Genomic DNA, 23982 nt, shown 5'->3' on the forward strand with positions numbered 1-23982 from the left:
GAACATTTTTTGAGAAAATGATTATTTGTTCTACTTGTTTTGTAGCATTGTATATTCCTTTTTTTATATCTAGAACACTTTTTTCTACGTACTATTAATCGTTTCAACTGGAATAAACAAAATATATGGTACATATGTTTAAGCTGTGGTCAATTGTTGAAAGGGATGAAGAGTATGACTCAGCTGAACTTTGAAGAAAATTTATTAACTAAAGTAGCTTGGTACTATTATAAAGACCAATTAACACAACAGGAGATCGCGTCACTTCTTCATATTTCAAGAAATAAAGTCGTCCGGTTATTAGATAAAGCGCGGAGTGAAGGTATCGTTACATTTCACGTAAAAGGGACTGGTTTGCACTGTTTAAGTATTGAGCGTGACCTAATGAAAAAATTCCACTTAAAAGATGCTTTTATTATCCCTACCCCAGTAAACAATTATCACGCTTCTCTCGGAAAAGCTGCTGCACAATATTTAGAAACTCATCTCCAGCAAGGCGATTTACTCGGTATTGGCTGGGGAGAAACAATTAGCAAAATGCTAGAAAACATTCATTTTGAAAGTTCTATCAACCTTTCAATCGTAACGCTCACAGGCGGGGTAAATCACTATCTCCCGAGAAAACAAAACTATTTACACTACATGCAAGGCGAACTTCACATTATCCCTACGCCGTTTCTAGTGTCTACAACCGAAATGGCACAAAGTATTCTATCAGAACCGAGTGTAAAAGATATGCTTCAAGTCGCTTCACTTGCTCATACGGCTGTTGTCGGTATTGGGGGATTATCTCAAGACGCTACGATTGTAAAAGAAGAAAAATTAACACTACGTGAGATGACATATATTCGTAGTCAAAACGGTGCTGGCGATATTTTAGGACAGTTTTATAATACAAATGGCGATTTATTAGAACTCTCGCATCACAATCGTCTAATTGGCACGCCCCTCTCTATTTTGCGCAATATGAAGCATGTCGTCGGTGTTGCTGGAGGTACTGAAAAGATAGATGCAATTTATGGTGCCTTAAAAGGAAAGTTTATTCATTCATTAATTACCGATGAGGAAACTGCCCTCTCCTTATTACGAAAGGATGGTGATTGTTAATGTCCCATTTATTAGCTTTCGATGCTGGTACAGGGAGCATTCGAGCAGTTCTTTTTGATTTACATGGTAATCAAATTGCAGTAAGTCAAAAAGAATGGATTCACAAATCTGACCTTCGTTATCCAGGCTCTATGAACTTTGATGTAGTAGAAAATTGGAAGCTAGTACAAGAATGTACGAAAGAGGTGCTTCAAAAAAGCAACACTCCTGCCTCTTCTATTCTTGCTATTAGCGCTACAAGTATGCGAGAAGGATTTGTTTTATATGATCAAGATGGGCAAGAAATATGGGCGTGTGCAAATGTTGATGGGCGCGCATCCGTCGAAGTTAGTGAATTAAAAGAAATTCGGTCACATCTTGAAAAAGATTTATATACAAAGTCTGGTCAAACTTTTTCATTAGGTGCTTTACCACGCCTACTCTGGATAAAAAAACATGAACCCGACGTCTATAATAATATTTACTCTTTTACAATGTTAAACGATTGGATTTTATATAAACTAAGCGGCGTACTACAAATTGATCCCTCAAACGGATGCACGTCAGGTATTTTTGACTTACAAAATAGAGTGTGGGATAACGATGTCGCTAAGGAGTGCGGTCTATCTTTGCCATTTTCACCAACAGTAAATGAAGCTGGTACAGTAATTGGCAACGTTACAAAAGAGTGTGCAGCATTAACTGGATTACGTGAAGGGATTCCTGTCGTCGCCGGGGGTGGAGATGCTCAAATGGCATCGCTCGGAACAGGAATCGTGAAACCAAATCAAACGTTAATATGCGGGGGTAGCTTTTGGCAACAAGAAGTGAATGTTACTGAGCCAATAACAGATCCACATGCTGCGATTCGAGTAAATTGTCACGTCGTTCCGAACCTATGGCAATATGAAACAATCGCCTTTTTCCCAGGTCTCGTTATGCGCTGGTTTCGAGACGCTTTTTGCCAAGAAGAAAAGAAACTTGCTGATAAACTTGGTGTAGATGCTTATGAATTACTAGAAGAACAAGCGAAAGACGTACCTGTCGGTTCACATGGCATTATCCCTACTTTTTCAAACGTTATGAACTACATTTCTTGGCGTCATGCCGCACCTTCATTCTTAAATTTAAGTTTAGACGCTGACAAATGCGGAAAAAAAGAACTGTTTCGTGCTATTGAAGAAAATGCAGCCTTCATTACACTTGGAAACTTAAAATTAATAAAAAATCTAACTGGCACATTCCCTTCTGAAGTTATTTTTGCTGGCGGTGCCGCTAAAGGAAAACTATGGCCACAAATTCTATCAGACGTACTCGGTATTCCTGTAAAAGTACCTGTTGTGAAAGAAGCAGCTGCTTTAGGAACTGCGATTGCTGCTGGAGTTGGTGCTGGCATATATTCATCTATGGAAGAAACTGCCGAAGAGTTTGTACAGTGGGAGCAAACATTCGAACCAGTTACTGAAAATCACGAACTATATAAAGAGTTCTATGAAACATGGAAAACTGTATATGACAGTCAGCTCGCTTTAGCTGATAAAGGGCTCACCTCACATATGTGGATTGCGCCTGGTGCACTGTAACACATTACATAAAGGAGTGAACTGTATGTTAAAAGCGAATGAAAATGACTTCTCCTATCGCTTCGGTGATAACGGGCCGAAATATTTAATACAAGGGCCAAATATTGATCTTGGCCTTGTTGTCATTCAACCGGGCCAGGAGTTTCAAAACCATTATCATACGACGTGCGAAGAGGTCTTTTATGCATTAGAAGGTGAAATAGACTTCTATGTAAATAACGAAAGAGTTCCGATTAAACAAGGTGATGTCCTGCAAGTTCGCCCTCATGAATCTCACTATCTGATTAACCATTCTGACAAACCTTTTAAAGCTGTTTTTATAAAGTCACCACATTTACCAAATAAAGATACGGTACAAACGGAAAATCCAACATTAACGAAGGAGTGATTTTGAATGACTTGGGGATTTAAAAATCGATTAAATACAATTTTACCTGATGGTAGAGCGGTTATGTTAGCAATAGATCACGGCTACTTTTTAGGGCCAATTCACGGGCTAGAACAACCACTTGAAACAGTTAAAAACTTACTTCCGTATACAGACTCCCTCTTTTTAACACGCGGTGTACTTAGTTCCTGCATTCCTGAAAACTGCAGCACACCGATGGTTATGCGTGTATCTGGTGGCGCTACTGTCGTCGGTAAAGATTTAGCGAATGAAACAATTGTTACACCTGTAAAAGAAGCAGTGAAGCAAAACGCAATTGGCGTTGGCGTTTCTGTTTTTGTCGGATCAGACTATGAAACACAAACTGTTACAAATCTCGCAAATGTAGTTTCTGAAGCTCATGATTACGGCCTACCAGTACTCGGCATTACCGCAGTCGCAAAGGAATTACAAAAACGTGAAGCTCGCTTTCTAGCACTTGCTTCCCGCGTATGTGTTGAAATGGGTGCTGATATTATTAAAACGTATTACTGCGAAGGATTCGAAAAAATAACGAGCACATGCCCTGCCCCAGTCGTCATCGCGGGCGGCCCAAAACTAGATTCAATTGAAGACGCATTAAACATTACGTACAATGCATTGCAAGAAGGAGCAATTGGAGTAGACATGGGCCGAAACATATGGCAATCCGAGCACCCAGCTGCGATGATCCAAGCAATACATGGCATTGTGAAAAATGGATTGAATGTGAAAGAGGCACTTGAACTTTATGATGATGTGAAGAATTAATGTGAAAAGACAGACTATTTATTAGTCTGTCTTTTTTACTTTACAGTGAAACTTTCATAATCCGTCTTCTAATATGATACATACTTAAATTTTATACACCTTCAAATGATTACTCTTGTTGATCGCTATTAAGCTTTGAAACTTTCTTACCTTCTCTATAATCAAGACAAGACACTTCAATTAATAAGCCATTAAATACTGTAAAATAAAAACCATAACTACTACCTCGCATCGAATAAGGTTCCTTATCTATTTCAATGCCGCCTGCTACTAAACGATTATACGCTTGATCAACTTCATTTCAAGTATCCACTAAAAAACCAATATGAAAAGCTTCAGGATACATCACTTCCTTATTTCCCTTAAATGCTTTTGGATCGCTCAGCACCAGTATAAATCCACTTTCATCACTCATTACTAATAATGCCTTTCCCTTTTGCTCTAAAAATTGAAAATCAAAAAATGTTTCAAAGAAATGTCTCGCTTCTGATAAATCATCAACACATAAATTCAAATGATTTAACTTCATTCACTCATCTCCTTTTAAGCAGAGGGTATGTAGACTCATTTTCATAACACTTAAATATGAAAGGTAAGATATTCAAGCGTTCCGTCTAAGACTATGCTTTATAAGTCTAATACTTTTCTCCATAGCCTAGAACGTTTTTTTAAATGAATGAAAGATTTCCTATCATTTCCATCCCCCCAGTCATAAAAAAGAGGATACATGATTGCTTCTACAACATGTATCCTCTACTTATATATTACGACTGTTGATAAGCCGATTTCGATGATTTCACATAATAAACTGCATGATCCACATTAATAATATGATCTGGCTTTGGTTTACCACGGCCCGCTCTATGTCCAGCTAAGTGTTCTTCACTTGTTTCCCAGTTTTTCCATGCTTCTTCAGATTCCCAGCGAATCATTACGACAACTTCTTCGTCGCCGCGTCTTACTTTTTTCACGAGAACACTTAAATCGATGAAGCCTTCAAATTTTTCAATAATACCTTCTCCAGTGAAACGTTCTACAACTATATTTGATGTACCTTCTTTTACTGTAAATGTTTTCGTTTCGATAAACATATATCCCACTCCCTCTTTGTTATACGAATACTAGTATTCTTCTATTATAATTGATTATGATAATTATTTTCAATTGTAAAGTTTTAATTTTTTGAATTATGCTGATTTCTTTTCTATCGCCTCATCTAAAAATTTGAAATATGGAAGTAACATCCCTATTAAAGATGTAACACATATAATTGCACCGATGATTACATATAGCGCTCTTACTCCCCACATTTCACTCAATATCCCCCCTACTAACACACCTAATGGCATAGCGGATCGTATAAAAAATAAACGCACTGAAAATACTTGTCCTATCATATTATTTGGGACGGTTTGTTGGCATATTGTCGTGTTATGAACATTGAAAAATGCAATACAAATCCCTGCTATTACTTCAATTATTATTGCAATGATAATACTATGATTGAATCCTAATGAAATGTATGTGAGTCCCCCTATAAACAATCCTCCAAGCATAAGTATACGCCGGCTTTTATATGTTACTTTTCCGACTAATACTGAGCCAATTACGTAGCCAAGTGGAAAACCTGCCATGAAATAACCGTACTCTGCATATCCCGCTGACAGCTCGTCTTTTATATAAGGAAGATTTGTGACCATCGTTACCCCTACTCCAAACTGCACGAAAGTAAGAAATATACCGAGCCAAACGATGATTGGTTTTGTGAAAAAATATGTAAAACCGTGAAAAAACTGTTCTAGCCACGTTTTCCGAATAGGTTGCGACGTTCTATTTTCTTTTATATAAAATAAGAAAGTGCCACTAACAAATAAACATATGCATACGAAAGATAATGTAAGTTCTGTTCCAATCAAATGAATGACTACTCCGCCTAATACTGGCGCAAGAAACATCATAAGGCGAGTCATTCCATCAATGTACGCATTTGCATCTTGAAGTTGTTCTTTCCCTACAATGCTCGGTGTAATTGCTTGACTTGCAGGTGTATAAAGTGGTGTAATAAGTCCCACTACAATTTGAACAACATAAATGTGCCAAACTTCTATACTACCCGAAACTAGCATCACCAAAGGTAATAAAAATACGGACGCTCGTATCCATTGTGAAAATATCATAATCCACTTCCGGCTCCATTTATCAATAAATGGGCCACTTATTAATTGCAATATGAGTGATGGGATGAAATATAATAACCACATACTACTTAAAGCCATTTCTGATCCTGTTAACTCATATACTAGAATTGAATTACATAACGTTCCGAAAGCCCCTCCTAATTCAGAGATTGCACTACCAATCCACATAAAAAAGAACGAACGATTTTTCAATATATTTTTCAATTTCACACACCAACTTTTCTTTTATATTCCTCCCTTTATGTACATTCTCGTTGTTAATTATCTATTCAAAAACATATCTAATTCTTTCGCTAAAGACTGTACTGCTTTCTTTCTTAATACATATTTTCCGTCATGTATATCAACTAACTTCGCTGCACGTAACAATTTCAAATGATGGTGTACAGTCGATTTACCGAGTTGCAATCTTTCCGTTATTTCCTGTAATGTACGTTCTTTTTCAAACAACATTTTTACAATTCGCAATCTCGCTTCATCTCCAAGAGCCTTATGTTTTTGAACTAAAAAATAATTCGGTTCATACGGATCTTCAGGATGAATACTTTCATTCGCAACTGGATAATGAAATACTTTCGTATCATCAATATCTGCTTCAATATTCCACGGTCTGTACGTCATTTGCGGAATAAGAAGTACGTGATGAACACTTGGCTCTGGCATATAGTTCACTCCGCCAGTCGCCCACTCGACAAACTCTTCCGGCTTCATCTTTTTATTCATTTCATTTTTTGCTTCATAATCTCGTTTTAATATAGAAAGTATTTCTTCTTCCTCACTCTTAATTACACTCTCATACCACCCTGTCATTACAGCGATTAAATGAGATTTCAGCACTTGTACATCTACATCACATATAAAGCGAATGTACGTAGAGAAAAACTGATGATTATGTGTTAATTCCTTTAGTTCATGTATTGCAGTTCCATCTCTACTTGCGGCTAAACGTCTTTTTTTCTCATATTTCTCCCCTAAAAACGGTAAACATGTATACTTCAAATCTTCTTCTGAAAGTGAATCGATTTTAGCATGAAACTGCGATACACCCTGTATGTCTTCTTCATACAACAACTGAAGCAATGCTTTCCACGTATTATTTTCTTCGACAAATTGTAAGTGCTCTCTCATTTCTTCTGTTAATGATTTCTTAATTTCTTCCCATTCATTTTGACTCTTTTCAAGTGTATCAATTAACCTCTTATGAGTAATTGCTGCAATGCCAAGCGCACATTCGAAAAGTATCGAATATTTCACTTGAACGTTATAAGTTTCCCTCTTTCTACTCGTTATGTGATAGACCTCCATTTTTATCCCCTCCTTGTTTGCTATATATCAAATTCTATTTTTATCGAATTTAACCTTCTATATTTTTAGAATTATTTTGCGACTTCAAAAAAACTCTAATCCATGAGCAAATAGAGAAAGGTTTATACTCTTTTTCATTCTGACTCAATTAAAGCCTTGATTATTAAGTATCATATTAAAAAGAAGTTTTTTAATGGCTCTGTTATAAGTTGTCTTTCACCCTCTTGTGCAACTATAGAAAAGGTTTATTGAAGAGAAAAGAGAATTGGTTTTATTAAGAAAAATGAACAGGAGGCTATACGAATGGGAAGAAAAGAAATGTTGCAAAATGGAGTCCAACAAGTTTTTTACGAAGAAGAATGGTACCCACCAATATCAGAAGCGTTAAAGAATCTTACGGTTGAACAAGCATGTTGGCAACCAGAAGGTGCTGCCAGTAATACGATTTGGGAAAATGTGAACCATTTATTAATCTTTAAAAAACGCCTACTTTCCCGCTTACATGAAGACGACACATTTGTTGCTCCACAAAATAATGATGAGACGTTTATCCAAGGTGGACCTAATGATGATGCCGCTTGGCAGCAAACCGTAAAGCGAACGCTTCAAGTACATGATGCCTTACAATCTTCATTAACCGCCCTTCAAGAAGCAGAACTAGATCAACTAAGTCCTTCTCTACCAGTTTGGCAACAATATATGAATATCCTTTTGCATGATGCTTATCCTACAGGACAAATTATACAGCTTCGGAAACTTCAAGGTTCATGGCCAACTCACCGTTCTTATTTATAAAGTGAAATTTTAATCAGCTCTTACCAATCGGGATTTTGCGGGCAGCCCATCCCCACCTCACTTCTTTGCTTTCCTTGAATTTTGAGGTAAAAATCTTACTGTCCGTTAATCCGAAATAAACGATGTTTAAAATCGCATACGTTTAATATCCAACAAAACAATTGAAAACAGCTAATTGTTCGATAATTACTGCGATTTCTCAAAATAAAGCAAATTAAAATACATTGATTCCTAACATAACTTACATGCTTCATAACTTCTAATCATAATCCAAATTTGGAAGAATAGATGCTTTTTTATATACAAATAATAACTCTCAAGGAGTTGTTGACATGTATTTCATATTGAATATGTTAGGGATTTTCGTTGTCATATTAATCATTTTCTTATGTTCGCCTAATAAAAAACATATAAAATGGAGACCAATTGTAATTCTCATCCTATTGGAGCTTTTTATTACGTGGTTTATGTTAGGCACAAAGCTCGGCAGTATTATCATTAATAAAATTGCGTCATTTTTCAGTTGGCTACTAGCATGTGCGAATGAAGGTATTCGATTTGCATTTCCTTCAGCTATGGAAAGTCAGCACATTGATTTCTTCTTTAGTGCGTTACTTCCTATCATTTTTGTTATTACTTTTTTCGATATTCTTTCTTATTTCGGAATCTTAACTTGGATTATTGATAAAGTAGGTGCAGTTATTTCAAAGATTTCTCGTTTACCAAAGTTAGAAAGTTTCTTTTCGATTCAAATGATGTTTTTAGGAAACACCGAAGCACTTGCGGTTGTTCGTGATCAATTATCTGTTTTAAAAGAAAATCGATTATTAACTTTTGGAATTATGAGTATGAGTAGCGTTAGCGGATCCATTCTTGGTGCTTATTTATCAATGGTTCCAGCAACATATATTTTCAGCGCAATCCCATTAAACTGTATTAACGCATTAATTTTAGCCAATGTATTAAATCCTGTGGAAGTTTCGAAAGAAGAAGACGTTGTTTACACACCTTCAAAACATGAAAAAAAGGATTTCTTTTCTACTATTTCAAACAGTATGTTAGTTGGGATGAATATGGTTATCGTTATTTTAGCTATGGTAATTGGTTATGTAGCTTTAACAGCATGTTTAAATGGGATTTTAGGATTTTTTTTAACAGGGTTAACAATTCAAAAAATCTTCTCCATTATCTTTAGTCCTTTTGCATTTTTACTCGGTTTATCAGGCAGTGATGCTATGTATGTAGCTGAATTAATGGGGATCAAAATAACGACGAATGAATTTGTTGCAATGATGGATTTAAAATCAAACTTAAAATCACTACAACCGCATACGGTTGCGGTTGCAACGACATTTCTAGCTTCTTTTGCTAACTTTAGTACAGTAGGTATGATTTACGGAACTTACAATTCATTATTTGGCGGAGAAAAATCATCAGTCATCGGTAAAAATGTTTGGAAGCTTCTTGTTAGCGGGATGGCTGTTTCTTTATTAAGTGCTATGCTCGTTGGGCTATTTGTATGGTAATTAATTTTTATAATAAAAGACACCCAAGCCAATTGAGTGTCTTTTATTATTATTTTCGAATTTGCCCATTTCCACGAATCACATATTTTGTAGAAGTTAATGCTGGAAGCCCCATTGGTCCTCTTACGTGTAACTTTTGTGTACTGATACCAATTTCCGCTCCGAATCCAAATTCGGATCCATCTGTAAAACGAGTCGATGCATTATGATAAAGTGCCGCGGCATCTACAGAAGTAAAAAACTTGCTGACGTTTTCCTCGTTTTCAGTAATAATTGCTTCAGAATGCATAGATCCATACGTATTTATATGATGAATCGCATCTTCAACAGTGGAAACCACTTTCACTGCTAGTGTGAGAGATAAAAACTCAGTTTCCCAGTCTTCTTCTGTCGCAAGTAAGATAGAAGAATCAATCGCCACTGCTTTATTATCACCACGTAGCTCCACTCCTCTTTCCTTCAAGGAAGAAAACAACTCGCTACCATATTGCTCTGCCCAATTCTCATGAAGTACAATCGTCTCAATTGCATTACATACAGATGGACGCTGTGTTTTTGCATTTATAATAATATTAAACGCCATTTGTTTATCTGCTGTTTCATCAATGAATATATGACAATTTCCCGCACCTGTTTCAAGTACTGGAACAGACGCTTCTCTCACAACAGTATCGATTAATTGTTTGCCACCTCTTGGAATAAGAACGTCTAGATAATCCTTCATTGTAAACAACTGCTTCGCGCTATTTCGCGTTGTATCTTCTATAAGCTGTACGCTTTCTTGAGGTAAGCTTGTTAGTTTGAGCGCTCTGTGAATAACGGCAACGATGGCCTTATTAGAATGAATAGCAGAAGAACTACCACGTAATATGACTGCGTTTCCTGTCTTCAAACAAATTGTAGCTGCATCCACTGTTACATTCGGTCTTGCCTCATAAATCATGCCTATAACACCAAGTGGTACGCGCATCTCCTGAATAGATAGTCCATTTGGCCTTTCCCATGCACTTACACATTCTCCTACAGGATCACGTAATTCAATTAGCTGCTTAATCCCCTCTGTCATATCAATAATACGATTTTCAGTTAGCAGAAGACGATCAAGGAGTGAATCAGAAAATCCTTTTGCCTTACCTTCTTCAATATCCCTCTTGTTTTCTTCTAAAATATAAGCTGTTTCTAATATTAACTGATCAGCTATTGCGGAAAGTGCTTCGTTTTTTTGCTCTGTAGATTTAAGCACAAGCTCTCTAGCAACCTCTTTTGCTTTTATCCCCTTTGCCAACACTTCATTCATTTTTATTTCCTCCTTTTTAAAGTGAAACCCAATGATCCCTATGGATGACTTCATAACTATGTCTCTCGCCTCTTACTTGAATATCTTGGCTTTGCATACCTTTTACATCTCTTAGTTCCTCTGCACTATATGTGCATTGTCCTTTTCCTATTACGCGCCCTTGTTGCGTTACAACCTCTACAACTTCACCCACTTGGAAAAATCCTGATACATTCGTAACACCAGCTGGAAGTAAACTCTTACCATGCTGAATGATGGCAGTAGCTGCCCCAGCATCTACTTCAATTTGTCCGCTAACAAGCGAATGTAAGGCAATCCATTGCTTGTTCATCTTCATTTCTTTTTGAGGAGCATTACCAACATACGTTCCATCACCCTTACCCTTCAAAACATCTACAAACTTTTCCTGTCCACGTCCTGTTCCGATAAATACACTCACACCAAGAGAGAGCGCTGTCTTTGCAGCGTCGATTTTTGATTTCATACCGCCAGTCCCAAGTTTTGAGCCAGCATCTCCTGCAAGAGAAGAAATTTCTTCCGTAACTTCAGGAAGAAAATAATATTTTTTTGCATCCGGATTTTTCTGAGGATTTTTGTCATATAACCCGTTCACATCCGTAAAGATCATAAGCATATCCGCCGAAACAAGCCCGCTTACTAAAGCTGACAGCATATCATTATCACCGAACGTCAGCTCCTCTAAAGAGATGGAATCATTTTCATTAATAATTGGAAGAGCGGAGCGGTTTAATAATTCTCCTAACGTAGCGTAAGCATTACTATATTGTTCTTTTCTAGAAAAATCACTCCTCGTCAGCAAAAGTTGCGCAGTAACGATGCCATATTTACGGAATTCCTCCGTGTACGCCTGCATTAACAAACTTTGTCCGACAGCTGCTGCAGCCTGTTTCCCTTTAATCGTTACAGGTCTGCTAGGATATCCTAGCGCTGAAAAACCTGCAGCGACGGCTCCAGATGTAATTAACACAACCTCGTGCCCATCTTCTTTCAACCGAGCCAATGCGGCAACGTGATCTGAAAGCTGTTCTGTAGAGATGCCTCCGTGACTATCTGCCAAGGAACTACTCCCAATCTTTACAACAACTCGTTGTTTTTTCACTTTTTTATCCCCCAAGTCTAAAATCAAAGTTTTTTATAAATTACACTTCATTCACTTTGTAACTATATCTATTCTCATCAATGCTGCAATGAGGTATTTAAGAGCAAAATAAAAATGACCGCTTCGCCCTTAATAAAATAAAAAGGACGAAACGGTCATTGTTCCGCGGTACCACCTTAATTGATATACATAGATATCCACTTGGTGCCTATAACGCAGGCGAACGCCTAAACTTTCATTTAAGACTCAGGGATAGGTTCGATATATTCTATACGAGGAATCTTTCAGCCGGTGAATTCCACTCTCTTTCGCAAGAAGACATATGTACTAGTTCCCTTCAACGATTTTCAATCTAATTTTTTTATATTATGCGATATAGTTCGATTCGGTGTCAAGAGGTATTTTTAAAAATAAATAGAGCCGCAAGTTATTTGTATGAAATTATCGCCCTACTGAATGAAAATACAAAATGATATAAGTTTAACTCATATTCATAAACATAAAACCTTACATTATAGTGTATATATTTACATAATGTCGAATATAATTAATTTTTATCTTTTAGTGTTGCAAAAAGGAATATATTCTCTTAGAATGTTTCTTTATATTGCACAGGGATGTTATTCTTATTCTAAGAAAATAATATCAAACAGATATAATTGATTATAAAAGGAGCAAGATTGAGTTATTATGGATAAACAAATTGGATTCATCGGTTGCGGAAATATGGGAATGGCTATGATTGGCGGAATGATAAACAAAAATATAGTGTCTTCAAATCAAATTATTTGTTCAGATTTAAACACTGCTAATTTAAAAAATGCTAGTGAAAAATATGGGCTAACTACAACTACCGACAACAATGAAGTAGCTAAAAATGCTGATATTTTAATTTTATCAATCAAACCAGACCTATACGCGTCAATAATTAATGAAATAAAAGAAATAATCAAAAACGATGCTATCATCGTTACGATCGCTGCTGGGAAAAGTATTGAAAGTACTGAAAATGCCTTTAATAAAAAAGTAAAGGTTGTAAGGGTAATGCCTAATACTCCTGCTCTTGTTGGAGAAGGAATGTCTGCATTATGCCCGAATGAAATGGTGACAGAAAAAGATTTAGAAGATGTACTAAACATTTTCAATAGTTTTGGTCAAACAGAGATCGTAAGTGAAAAATTAATGGATGTTGTAACATCTGTAAGTGGTTCTTCACCAGCTTATGTATATATGATTATAGAAGCGATGGCAGATGCTGCTGTACTAGATGGTATGCCAAGAAATCAAGCATATAAATTCGCTGCTCAAGCTGTGTTAGGCTCTGCAAAAATGGTACTAGAAACAGGAATACATCCAGGTGAATTGAAAGATATGGTTTGTTCTCCTGGCGGAACGACAATAGAAGCTGTAGCAACATTGGAGGAAAAAGGACTGAGAACAGCGATTATTTCAGCTATGCAGCGTTGTACGCAAAAGTCTGTTGAACTATCTGGTCAAACTAAAAAGTAAAACTGTAAAAGAGATCGCGTTAGCTATGAATTCATATGAATTTAATTAGAAATTCACTACATGATAAACGGCCAAACTCATATATAATTGAGTTTGGCCGTTTCAGTTTTAATTATATTAAAATAATTTTATTCAAATCTTCTTTACAGGTTCTGTTTTATCCCTTACCTATTCCCTACTATGATTGTGTAATTTTATTAGAAACTAATAATTTTTCAATGCACTTCGGTAACATATCTAATAGCGTTTCAAATGCGTAGTTTACATCTAGACGTTCTGTCCATTGATGTGCATCTTTTCCTACCGGCCCCATATTTAATACTGGAACATCAAACTCTTCTAATTCCTGAAGCGGAATTGAATAACCTTTATCCCATAATGGCATATTGTCTACAAGCGAACTCATTGAATCCAGTGGATACTGCAAGCCTACATAACTTAAATCTGAAATCCCCCCAAAATAATTTTGGTTTTCAAATGTAATTTTATGATTGTAGTGTGCATACTTTTCCATTTCTACAACTACCTCTTTTATTAAAGGATTGTTGCGTGAACTCACAGCTGGATAGTACGGCGGAGCGAAGAAAAGTACAATCATCGGTGCCTTTTCTTTACATAAAATCGCTAATTTATCTACTAAATCAATGGTTACCGCACGATCATCTTTATCTCCTCTATTTTTTATAATATTAGATTGAATATGATTTATTTTTCCTCGTCCATGTTGCTCAATTGCATATGTGATAAGCTCTTCATAAGTTAATACATTTACTTTGAGATTAGGTGGTATAAATGGATTATATTTAGAAAAACGATATGCATGTTTTTCATACGACTCTTCTATTTTCTCTGCTACTTTCGTTACTTTTTGACGTAACAATGAAACTACATCTGTCATTGATTTTTCTAATAAAAACAAATTAAATAATGTAACTGCACGATGCGGAATTTGTACAGAATAATCCTCTTTTAAGTCCCTTTGAAGTAAGTTAGTTGGCGGAGGACTCGCTTCCCCTTCTACAATATCACAAAGGTCTGTGTTTAACTCTAATTCTGCTGTTATTAATGAAGCCATATAACTCCCATTTAACCCTGCAAAAGGTTCACCTACATGTGTCTCTTTTCCGTAGCAAAGAAAACCAGGTAACACTTTACCAATAGAGCCAGTGTAAATATACTTATTTTGGTCACCAGGATGTCTTGAAAACATAGGCTCTGAGTTTAGTACCGTTTTATACTCTAAATCATGTTCTCTTGCTAACTCTAGTAATCTTGGAACAGCAGCTCTCATCCCTACAGAGTTTACTTCTTCATCTGGTACAGCCAATAAAAGAACATTCCCATCAAATCTTTCTTCGCAAGCTTGCTCAATCATTGCCATTTGTAATGCGAGGCCGCATTTCATATCCATTGTTCCTCTACCAAACAGCCATTCTCCATGTTCTATATCTTCACGTACATGGTCTGGAAGTTCATCTTTATAAGAATAAAACATAGATGTTAACTTTTTAGGATTAAATGCATCTTCTTTCCACATTCCGTAATCTTGTACATCTACAACATCAAAGTGACTTACTAGAATTACAGTATTTTTTGTACTATCGCTTTTCTTTACTAGTGCTGTAACAAAATATCGTCCGTCCCCTGTCGGATTTTTTTGCAAATGGTGCGGGTTTTGTTTGAAATACTGTAAGTCAGATAATTGTTCCACAACAAAGTCTGGCAATATTACTTCAGCTTCTGAACCGGTAATACTAGGAATTTCAACAAGACTGCTTAATAATTGAACCAATTGTTCTTTTGATTGCCACTTTGACATATAAATCCCCCTATTTTCCGCATTATGAAAACTAATTCCAGTATATGAATAAAAAATGACGACAGCTATCAAAATTATAGTTCTGTTGTACTGCCGATTTTTATTGATATTTCATGAGCCGCTTGTTTTACCTTGCTAATAAGAAAAGATAGTCGATCATCATTAATACGATGACTAATTAACCCAACACTTAATGCTCCTACTACTTTATGATTAAATCCGATAATAGGTGCAGCTACTGAAGCTGTCCCTTCTGTTTTTTCACCATAACTGACAGCATATCCTTCATTTTTTATTTGCTTTATTTGATTAAGAAGAATTTGCTTTTGTTCTGGTAATGAAGGAAGTAAATACTCTACAATATGTTCCATTTCATTCGTTTTCATATTGGCAAGCATCGTTTTATTTGCAGCACCAATTGAAAGTGGAATTTGTTCTCCTAGATTATCGATAACTCGAATTTTTAAAGGACTATCAATTCTTTCAATGATAATAGAATGTGTTCCGTTTGGAATATTCAAATAGACACTTTCTTCCACTTCAGAAGCCAAACGTTTCATCACTTCTCTTGCAACAGATCTATAGTCTACCTTCTCCAATTGACGCAACCCTATTTCCATCCACATTGGTCCAATTTTGTACTGTTTTGTCTCTGTAATTTGTGTAACTAACCCATGCTCCATTAGAGAGTTAAGTAATCTATGTACTGTACTAACCGGGAGATGTGTTCCATCAGCTATATCAGAAATAGCCCAATACTCTTTTTCATTTGTAGAATTCAATAATTTAATAATACTTATCGCTCGATCAATGGACTGTACCATAACTCGCCTCAACTTTACTCGTAATATGTTAGTACGCTTAATTAACTATCAATTTAGCAAACATTCGAAATGAAATCAATCTATTTATTTAATTTTCTAACAATAAAAACATATCACTAACAACGAATTGAAAACGCAAACAAAAAAATATTGACTTTTCTTTTTAATTATCTGAAAATTATAACAAGATTTCACATCACGGAATACATTCCATAATACGGAAAAACATCAAACGTTATTCTATCAACTACGAAAGTGAGGAAAACAATGGCGCAAGTAAGCAATACAAACAATGAATTAAAACGTACGATGAAAAGTAGACACTTATTCATGATTGCACTCGGTGGTGTGATTGGAACCGGGTTATTTAACGGATCTGGCTTTATTATAAGTCAGGCTGGACCTGGTGGATCCGTACTTGCCTTTATTGCTGGTGGATTATTAATGTATTTCGTTATGCTATGTCTTGGTGAACTTGCTGTAGCCATGCCTGTTTCAGGTTCCTTTCAGGAATATGCTACTAAATTCATCAATCCTGCAACTGGCTTTACAATCGGATGGTTGTATTGGTTAAGCTGGGCGAATACGACCGGTCTTGAATTTACAACTGCCGGTATTACAATGCAGCGCTGGTTTCCTGATATTCCTGTTTGGGTTTGGTGTTTAATATTTGGCGTTACCATCTTCACTATTAACGCATTATCTGCTCGTAGTTATGCAGAAACAGAATTTTGGTTTTCAAGTATAAAAGTATCTGCCATTATAGCTTTTATAATTCTTGGTGGCGCCGCTATGTTCGGTTTTATTGATTTAAAAGGCGATGAACCAGCTCCACTTCTTTCAAATTTCGTAAATCATGGTGGTTTATTTCCGAATGGACTTGCAGCTATTCTATTAACAATGGTTACAGTCAATTATTCCTTCCAAGGTACAGAGCTTGTCGGAATCACAGCAGGTGAAAGTGAAGATCCAGCAAAAACTTTACCTCGTTCTATTAGAAATATTATATGGCGCACAATGTTTTTCTTCGTCTTAGCAATCTTTGTTCTTGTTGCTTTAATTCCTTGGGAAGAAGCTGGATTAACAAAGAGTCCATTCGTTGCTGTTTTTGATAATATCGGTATTCCATATGCAGCTGATATTATGAACTTTGTTATTCTTACTGCTGTTCTTTCTGTCGCAAACTCAGGACTATACGCTGCTACTCGAATGCTTTGGTCTTTATCAAAAAACGAAATGGCTCCAGCATTTTTAAAGAAATTATCATCACGTGGGATTCCTCTCAACGCTTTAATCATGACAATAGCTATTTCTGCTTTTTCTCTTTTGACAAGTGTAGTAGCTGCTGAAACTGTTTACTTGTGGCTCATTTCAATTTCCGGAGTCATTACCATTATTGTTTGGATGTCAATTTGTGTTTCTCAATTCTTTTTCCGCAAACATTATTTAGCAGACGGCGGAAAATTAGAAGACTTAAAATTTAAAACGCCACTTTATCCACTCGTACCAATTCTTGGTTTTGGATTGTATGGCATTATATTAATCAGTCTTATTTTTATCCCAGAACAACGACTTGGAATCTATTGCACTGTCCCATTTATCATCTTTTGCTACACTTACTATCACTTTAAAGTTAAGAAAAGAAATTCTACTAACACTCATAGTGAAACTAAAATTAGCGAGACTTCGTAATATTTGACTATACATAAAAGACTACACATGGCGTTTCACTTCATGTGTGGTCTTTTTTCATCATTTTAATATGATTTCATCTGAATTTAATGAATATATCCCCTTTCCTACAAAAGTAGTAGAGTGTTCATTTAAACACTTACTACCTCAGTGGGATTTATCACATTCCAATTTCAATATAATAGTAAATAGGTATATCGGATATAGATGTACATTACTAGGCTTATACATATTTCAACTTTAGAATTATATTCACTATTGAATTGGTAGTTACCAATAAAGAAAGAAAGGAATGATCATAATAATACAGAACATATACGAAACTCATTTACATGTAAGAAATTTAGAGAAGGCAATAAATTTCTATCAAAACAAGCTAGGATTAACGTTAGCAAGAAAACTCTCCAAAAGAAGAGTGGCTTTCTTTTGGGTCGGAGAAAATAAACAACAAATGCTTGGACTATGGGAAGTACATAACATTGAAGACTTTGAGCCGAGACATTTTGCTTTTGGTGTAAATTTAGAGTTTTTAATGACTTCTAAAGCGTGGCTAGAGGAACGTGGAATAGCAGTGATAGGAAGTCAAGGAAAAGGAAATCAAGAGCCAATTGTCCAAAGGTGGATGCCTGCTGCAAGTGTATACTTTCTAGATTGTGATGGAAACAAATTAGAATTCATTTCTATGTTACATGAGAATCCAGATGAATTAGAATATGCGTCCTATTTAAGTGTATGGAATGCGGAACACCAAGAAAAATGAATGGAATTTTCGTTCAAGTCTTTTCTTATTTTTGGATATAATGTTGTACGATCCCCCCTTTTACTATGAATTTGTTAACATAATGCATTTACTGTCATCTTATATTTGTACTTACGTACGAGCAATTCCTAATCTGCTTCAATTACAATTTGAATTATGTAAATTTTCCTCTTATCTGGTCTGGCATCTACTCTTTAAACACAAACTCCCCTTAAATCGAAAATGATTAAGGGGAGTTTTATATACGATGCAATTATAGTTCAGATTTCACTCGAACAGAAACATTATTTTTAATTATATTTTTGACATCTTTAAAGCTAACAAAATTGTTACTTTTCTCATCCCAAAGACGGAAACGTAGTGATTGTAAGCTTGTAGCAAGCGTAATCGTTGGTACATTTTTTAACGGAAGCGTATTATTGTGTGCCTCTTCTAGTTTATAGTTAGGTACCCTTGGGCTTAAATGGTGAACATGATGGAATCCAATATTACCAGTTAAGAATTGCAAAATTTTAGGAAGCTTATAAAAAGAACTTCCTTCCACTGCCGCTTTCACATATTCCCAATCTTTATCCTCTTCAAAATAAGAATCTTCAAATGTGTGCTGTACGTAAAACAGCCAAATCCCTACTGAACCTGCTATTAAGAATATAGTACCATGTACTAACAGAAACGATTGCCACCCAATTGCCCAGCAAAGTATAGCTACTACAGCAACAATTATAATATTCGTCAAATAAGTATTCATACGTTCTTTCTGCCTTGCACCTTTTCGGTTAAATCTATTTTTAAGCAAGAAAACATAAATCGGACCTAATCCAAACATAACGAATGGATTGCGATATAAGCGATATGCTAAACGAAGTCTAAATGGTGCAGCTACATATTCATCAACTGTAAGCGTCCAAATATCCCCTGTACCCCTCTTATCCAAATTACCACTCGTAGCGTGGTGAATAGAATGTTCATGCCCCCACTGATCAAATGGGAATAATGTTAAAACACCCATACACGTTCCAACTATTCTATTTGCACGTCGACTTTTAAAGAACGAATAATGGGTGCAATCATGAAAAATAATGAAAATTCTTGTCATAAATCCAGCGGCTAACAGTGCTGGAACTAATGTTAACCAATAAGAAACTGACAAACTTTTATAAGCAAGGTACCATAAAATAATAAATGGCACGATTGTGTTGATCAGTTGCCAAACACTTTTTTTAATCGTTGATTTTTCAAAAGGAGCAACTTGTTTTTTTAAATTTTTAGTATTTTCTAAGGTCATTGTTCTAATTCCTTTCCTTTTTGTTGCTAATTCATATTATAGCACACTATTAGTATCAGGTGTTAAAAGTAGCTATAATAAATATTATATACTATGAAAATCTCTTTTTTCTTACTCATTACTTACAAATTACTTACGCCCAAAATAGCTTCTATAATTGGACAGGCGGAGTATTTTATTTATAAAAGAAACTTCGAATTTTTCCAATAAGTACATAAAAAAACAGCAAGTTTTTTCACAAGAAGAAAAAAGCTGCGATAAGTCAGTTTCACCGACTTATCGCAGCTCCTCTTCGTTTTACCTTATTTTATCGATGAAGCCACACTGCACCTGCAGACTTGTCTTCAGCTTGGCCTACCACTTCAAACTTCAGTCCTAGTTTCGGTAACTTACGTCCTGCATCAGGAATAATGCTGTTGATGTATTGCTTAGAATCATCAAATTTTGCCACTCCTGGTAATCCTTTATAATCGAAGATACCGCGAGTTGGTGAATTTACTTTCCATGCTGGTGTTTGATCAAATGAGAATGCCGCATCGGCAATTTGGTAACGCGTACTGCTCTTCACAGTAGGTTGTCCGTTTAATGTCCCTACAATTGCCTCTGGATGAGAATCTACTACTCCTAAGAACCCTTCACCTGGATGAACGCCTACCCAGTTATCTGTAAAGCTTTGATCCGCATACCATACAACCATTCCTGTATTAAATACTGGACCACGTGCATGTTGTAACGCAGTGTCAGAACCAGCGTAATTTCTCCACTCTACATAGTAATTATGTTTTTTCTGTTCAAATCCGTTAGACACAGTAAAGCCTTTTAACGTCATTGCTGGCTGACCTTCTGCATCATCAGAGAAAACAACTTTTCCATCTACAGTTAATGCTGCATTATCTAACGCAAACCCTTTATAAGCTACTGCAATATCTGTTAAGTACTCAAATTGCAGTTTTACTTTTTTTCCTTTGAATTGGCTTAAATCGTATGATTTATCAACCCACTTACCATCAGTTGTATCCGCGCCGCCTTTTACATCTTTTTCGCCCATTCTATCAATGCGTGTCTTCGTTCCATCTTCTGCAATCGCATATACGTCAAGGAAATCATACTTCGCTTCAAGTTCGTAAAATGCCTTATAATCGAACTTAGCATCCTTTGCATTTGTTAAGTCAAATACTGGTGTCTCAAGTGTTGTATGAATGTCATTTCCTTTTGTACTGTAATAGAACTTCTTACCAAACGCTGATTCGATATTTTTTATATCTTTGTCCGGCAAGTTAACACGAACGATTCCAGGTCGTTTAGATTTTGTAGTACTTTGATCTACATATGTCGCAACACCGATTCCTTTGCTAAGTTTGTCATAATCTACTTCAAGGATATTCGCCCAGTTCCCCTTCATATTCTTTTGGAAAAATTCTTTATTTTGTGGTGAGAAACTCGTTGGCTCTGTTCCTGCAATTTTTCCAGCCCAGCTACCACCACTCATAATAGACCATGACTCAACAGGTTCACCTTGTCCTGAGTACTTTGTATCATATTCATCTGGTAAGCCTAAATCATGGCCATACTCATGTGCAAACACACCAACTGCCCCGTCTTCAGGCTCGATTGTATAATCATATGCAGCCATCTTTCCGCCCCAGTTCGAAACAGAAGATTTCGTGCCATCAATTGCATATGGTTTTGAACCTAGTTTTGAACGATGTGACCAAATCGCATCATCTTTCAATTTACCGCCGCCAGCTTCTTGACCAACGCCAGCATGTACAACCATTAAATGATCAATAATGCCATCTGGCTCATTTTTATTTCCATCACCATCTTGATCGTATTGATCAAATTGGTCATAGTCTGCTAAATTGACTCCTTTTGCTACCGCTGCTTTTAATGCTTCTTTCACAAAATCTTTTGGTCCTAAAGGCCCCTTGTTATCATGCCCAGTACCTGCATCAGCACCATAATCTGATGCTTTTCCTGGAACAGTAAGCCATTCTGTTACAGTCCCATCAACTGTGTAGCTACCACCAGATTGTTCTTCATAATATTGCTTAAATGTGTTAATCTTCGATCCATCAAATAAAGTAAATGGTTCATCACCAAATAACATTTTTTGATAATGTTCACGATTAAAGTCTTTAGAATACATGTATCCTGGCTCTTGATCAATATTGTTATGCTTAAAATCGCTAAATTCTACAAGTAAAACAAGTACTTTATCTTTTCGAACAGCTCCATTGTATTCTTCTTGCTTCGCTGATGTAGTAGGTACTTTTCCATTTAATTTCCCAGGGTTCAATGCTGCACCTTGTCCAGCTACCGGGCCTACTTCAGGCTGCTGCGCCTGTTCATTTTCCTTCATTTTTGCATCTTTTACTTTTTTCATAAAATCAGAAGCTTCTTGCGTAAGACTATCTCCTGTTAAGATTTCTTTCCCAGGGTTTTCCCCTTTCTTTTTCTCAACATATTTTTCGACAGCCTTTGACGTCTCAGCTTGCGATGCAGATTGATCAATTACCCCCCGTTGTTTTAGGGCTTCAGCCAAACGCTCCTCCGGTATTAAGTGCTCATCTATTGGTAGAGATGATGTTGGTGTCTCAGCATACGCTGCGTGACCTCCAAAAGCAAACGTACTACTTAGTACTGCTGCTGTTGTTAATACCGCTAATGGTTTTAATTTCTTTTTCTTTTTCAATGTATTTCCTCCCCAGTGTCTGCAAATTATCGTTTTTTGCCGATAACAACATAATATTCGTTATAATACGAATATTCAATCTTTTTCAACAAATAAAATGTTGAGAAATATTTTTTATGAAGGGTGAAATACATACGATAGAAAAACAAACTCACCTATAAATAACAGTGAACTTTTTTAGTAAAAATAAGAATTAAATATTCTCTATACTATTTAATCTATGGGTTACCATATTACTCACTATTCTCATTATTACAAGCTAATAGTGGTTCGTACATCATTATAGCGTGATTCTCTGTTACATATTGATCTTCTATTAACTGTTTCTGTAGATTATATACTTTACGTTGAATCACATTATGTCGTATATAACCGCCCCAGTATGCAGGTTGAATTGAGTGTTCTTTCTCATACACTTCATATTGATAAAGTTGCGGATAGACTGTTCTCCATTCACCAACTAAATGTTCATCTGTCATATAAAGGTGAAGTTGATACGGTTGATCCGTTTCATTTTTAATTTGTAAATCCAAATAGTTATAGGAACAAGTTGCCCCACTCCCAAACGGTTGAGTTCGCCTAGAATCAGGAAAGACATCAAAGCTATGACGATATCGTTCGGTTACTGTCAGTGGTGTATGTAGAGTCATCCAATATATTAAATTTGAAAGCTGACAAAGACCTCCTCCAATACCTGATTGAAAAGATCCGTAGTGTAATACCATACCTTCTACATACCCTTTTTTCCTCGTTGGCTTACCTATTAAACGCCAGTAAGAAAATGTTTCTCCCGGTCTAATGACGATACCATTTAGTTTTTTAACAGCAATTTTCAAATTAACAACCTTATTCTGTTGATACCACATATCTACATCTTTAAGCTTACGAAGTAATATTGTTTGGTGCTGAATTGCTGTACAAGGTAGCTTTTCTTGTTGGAACCTTTTTGCATATGTTTTTCCGTCTGCTAACCACTGAATGTGCCTCTTTGTAGAGTAATACCACTTACCTAGCATAATGCGATACTTAGACCGCTGTTTAGGACGTAAGTGCACTATATTCATTTTATTCCCTCTCTCTTTCTTCAACTAAATTCTAATATATTTCTAATTCAATAAATTACAGTTTTCTTAACTGCATAATAATTTCCGCAAAAAAATAATAAATTTACTCTAGTGGAGATTTTATTTTGATGATTGCTTTATAATTATATAAAACTGAGCTTCAATACAATAAATTGAAATAAACACATTATAAATATAACGGATAACCTTAAATAAAAAATAATGAACATTAAAGAAATTCTAAAGT

General features: G+C 35.9%; 19 protein-coding genes, 1 pseudogene and 1 other annotated feature. Of the genes and pseudogenes, 9 read left to right on the forward strand and 11 right to left on the reverse strand.

What is annotated here, in order from left to right:
• The first annotated feature begins 174 nt into the window (after positions 1–174).
• From C3Y97_RS14430 to lsrF, 4 genes are read left to right on the forward strand one after another with little or no spacing between them, the layout of a single operon-like run.
• Positions 175–1107, forward strand: a complete 933-nt coding sequence (locus C3Y97_RS14430) for a sugar-binding transcriptional regulator (RefSeq protein ID WP_136363475.1) — start codon at positions 175–177, stop codon at positions 1105–1107.
• A complete protein-coding gene (gene lsrK, locus C3Y97_RS14435) occupies positions 1107–2669 on the forward strand; it encodes an autoinducer-2 kinase (RefSeq protein WP_000018815.1) in 1563 nt (520 codons plus the stop codon). Before C3Y97_RS14430 ends, lsrK begins: the two co-directional genes overlap by 1 nt.
• A gap of 25 nt (positions 2670–2694) precedes the next feature.
• Positions 2695–3057, forward strand: a complete 363-nt coding sequence (locus tag C3Y97_RS14440; protein ID WP_000909986.1) for a cupin domain-containing protein — start codon at positions 2695–2697, stop codon at positions 3055–3057.
• 6 nt (positions 3058–3063) lie between these two features.
• Positions 3064–3846: a 3-hydroxy-5-phosphonooxypentane-2,4-dione thiolase gene (gene lsrF, locus C3Y97_RS14445; RefSeq protein ID WP_000219782.1), complete on the forward strand. Its 783-nt coding sequence runs from the start codon at positions 3064–3066 to the stop codon at positions 3844–3846.
• 109 nt (positions 3847–3955) lie between these two features.
• Here lsrF and C3Y97_RS14450 read toward each other — a convergent pair.
• The 4 genes and pseudogenes from C3Y97_RS14450 to C3Y97_RS14465 all read right to left on the reverse strand — a co-directional run bounded on the left by C3Y97_RS14450 (position 3956) and on the right by C3Y97_RS14465 (position 7349).
• A pseudogene (locus tag C3Y97_RS14450) lies at positions 3956–4375 on the reverse strand (VOC family protein).
• A 235-nt stretch (positions 4376–4610) separates the two neighbouring features.
• Positions 4611–4937, reverse strand: a complete 327-nt coding sequence (gene hmoA / locus C3Y97_RS14455; protein ID WP_000469498.1) for a heme-degrading monooxygenase HmoA — start codon at positions 4935–4937, stop codon at positions 4611–4613.
• A 96-nt stretch (positions 4938–5033) separates the two neighbouring features.
• Complete coding sequence (locus C3Y97_RS14460; RefSeq protein ID WP_000769173.1) at positions 5034–6254, reverse strand: MFS transporter; 1221 nt, start codon at positions 6252–6254, stop codon at positions 5034–5036.
• 51 nt (positions 6255–6305) lie between these two features.
• Positions 6306–7349, reverse strand: coding sequence for an ArsR/SmtB family transcription factor (locus C3Y97_RS14465; protein ID WP_074555186.1), 1044 nt, complete (start codon positions 7347–7349; stop codon positions 6306–6308).
• Positions 7350–7652: 303 nt separating this feature from the next.
• Here C3Y97_RS14465 and C3Y97_RS14470 point away from each other — a divergent pair, with 303 nt between their 5' ends.
• Both C3Y97_RS14470 and C3Y97_RS14475 read left to right on the forward strand, forming a co-directional pair.
• Positions 7653–8144 carry a DinB family protein gene (locus C3Y97_RS14470; protein ID WP_136363476.1) on the forward strand — a complete coding sequence of 164 codons (492 nt, stop codon included), beginning with the start codon at positions 7653–7655 and terminating at the stop codon, positions 8142–8144.
• Between the two features lie 332 nt (positions 8145–8476).
• Complete coding sequence (locus C3Y97_RS14475; RefSeq protein ID WP_086401677.1) at positions 8477–9670, forward strand: NupC/NupG family nucleoside CNT transporter; 1194 nt, start codon at positions 8477–8479, stop codon at positions 9668–9670.
• 49 nt (positions 9671–9719) lie between these two features.
• Here C3Y97_RS14475 and C3Y97_RS14480 read toward each other — a convergent pair whose 3' ends face one another.
• Both C3Y97_RS14480 and proB read right to left on the reverse strand, forming a co-directional pair.
• Positions 9720–10967 carry a glutamate-5-semialdehyde dehydrogenase gene (locus tag C3Y97_RS14480; RefSeq protein ID WP_001006608.1) on the reverse strand — a complete coding sequence of 416 codons (1248 nt, stop codon included), beginning with the start codon at positions 10965–10967 and terminating at the stop codon, positions 9720–9722.
• Positions 10968–10983: 16 nt separating this feature from the next.
• Positions 10984–12087 (reverse strand): glutamate 5-kinase, encoded by a 1104-nt coding sequence (proB, locus tag C3Y97_RS14485; protein ID WP_086401676.1) that lies wholly within the window; start codon positions 12085–12087, stop codon positions 10984–10986.
• A gap of 139 nt (positions 12088–12226) precedes the next feature.
• Positions 12227–12437 (reverse strand) — a binding site (T-box leader).
• Positions 12438–12777: 340 nt separating this feature from the next.
• On the opposite strand from proB, the gene proC reads away from it, so the two are divergent.
• Entirely contained in the window at positions 12778–13596 is an 819-nt protein-coding gene (proC, locus tag C3Y97_RS14490; protein ID WP_000360723.1) for a pyrroline-5-carboxylate reductase, read from the forward strand.
• A 178-nt stretch (positions 13597–13774) separates the two neighbouring features.
• Here proC and C3Y97_RS14495 read toward each other — a convergent pair whose 3' ends face one another.
• Together C3Y97_RS14495 and C3Y97_RS14500 are read right to left on the reverse strand one after the other, a co-directional pair.
• Positions 13775–15415: a M20/M25/M40 family metallo-hydrolase gene (locus C3Y97_RS14495; protein WP_136363477.1), complete on the reverse strand. Its 1641-nt coding sequence runs from the start codon at positions 15413–15415 to the stop codon at positions 13775–13777.
• A 74-nt stretch (positions 15416–15489) separates the two neighbouring features.
• Complete coding sequence (locus C3Y97_RS14500) at positions 15490–16239, reverse strand: IclR family transcriptional regulator (RefSeq protein ID WP_136363478.1); 750 nt, start codon at positions 16237–16239, stop codon at positions 15490–15492.
• A 267-nt stretch (positions 16240–16506) separates the two neighbouring features.
• Between C3Y97_RS14500 and C3Y97_RS14510 the strand changes: the two genes are divergently transcribed.
• Both C3Y97_RS14510 and C3Y97_RS14515 read left to right on the forward strand, forming a co-directional pair.
• Positions 16507–17931 (forward strand): amino acid permease, encoded by a 1425-nt coding sequence (locus C3Y97_RS14510; protein ID WP_136363479.1) that lies wholly within the window; start codon positions 16507–16509, stop codon positions 17929–17931.
• A 301-nt stretch (positions 17932–18232) separates the two neighbouring features.
• Positions 18233–18691 carry a VOC family protein gene (locus tag C3Y97_RS14515; protein WP_025687456.1) on the forward strand — a complete coding sequence of 153 codons (459 nt, stop codon included), beginning with the start codon at positions 18233–18235 and terminating at the stop codon, positions 18689–18691.
• Between the two features lie 253 nt (positions 18692–18944).
• Here the strand turns inward: C3Y97_RS14515 and desA are convergent, their stop codons facing one another.
• The 3 genes from desA to C3Y97_RS14530 form a co-directional block, all read right to left on the reverse strand.
• On the reverse strand, positions 18945–19976 hold the full coding sequence (gene desA, locus C3Y97_RS14520; protein ID WP_000171504.1) for a Delta(5) desaturase DesA: 1032 nt from the start codon (positions 19974–19976) through the stop codon (positions 18945–18947).
• A 307-nt stretch (positions 19977–20283) separates the two neighbouring features.
• Positions 20284–22671, reverse strand: coding sequence for an immune inhibitor A domain-containing protein (locus tag C3Y97_RS14525; protein WP_025687455.1), 2388 nt, complete (start codon positions 22669–22671; stop codon positions 20284–20286).
• Between the two features lie 233 nt (positions 22672–22904).
• Positions 22905–23735 carry a VanW family protein gene (locus C3Y97_RS14530; protein WP_001028237.1) on the reverse strand — a complete coding sequence of 277 codons (831 nt, stop codon included), beginning with the start codon at positions 23733–23735 and terminating at the stop codon, positions 22905–22907.
• Positions 23736–23982 lie beyond the last annotated feature (247 nt).

The organism is Bacillus sp. DU-106 (genome assembly GCF_004799705.1).
In the GTDB taxonomy this organism is placed as follows: Bacteria; Bacillota; Bacilli; order Bacillales; family Bacillaceae_G; genus Bacillus_A; species Bacillus_A cereus.